General features: G+C 63.2%; 1 protein-coding gene. It reads left to right on the top strand.

What is annotated here, in order from left to right:
• The coding region (locus tag ACWGS9_RS36160; RefSeq protein WP_454509541.1) for a transposase at nt 1–299 on the top strand (299 nt) is incomplete at both ends.

Below are 299 nucleotides of genomic sequence, written 5' to 3'. Positions count from 1 at the left end.
TTGAAGCTCATTGGCGAGTGCGGCACTGATCTGCGGTCATGGCCGACCGCGAAGCACTTCACCTCATGGCTGTGCCTTGCGCCGGGGAACAAAATCTCGGGCGGCAAGGTGCTCTCCTCGCGCACACGGAGATCGTCAAGTCGGGCAGCCGCATTGTTGCGGTTGGCGGCCACGACCATTGGGCGGAGCGATACGGCGCTCGGCGCCTTTTATCGTCGGCTGTCCTCTCGTGCGGGCAAGGCGAAAGCCGTGACGGCGACCGCCCGCAAGATTGCGGTCCTATTCTACAACACCCTCAG

Source organism: Mesorhizobium sp. Arg314 (assembly GCF_053714275.1).
This window is presented reverse-complemented; position numbering and strand designations above follow the sequence as displayed.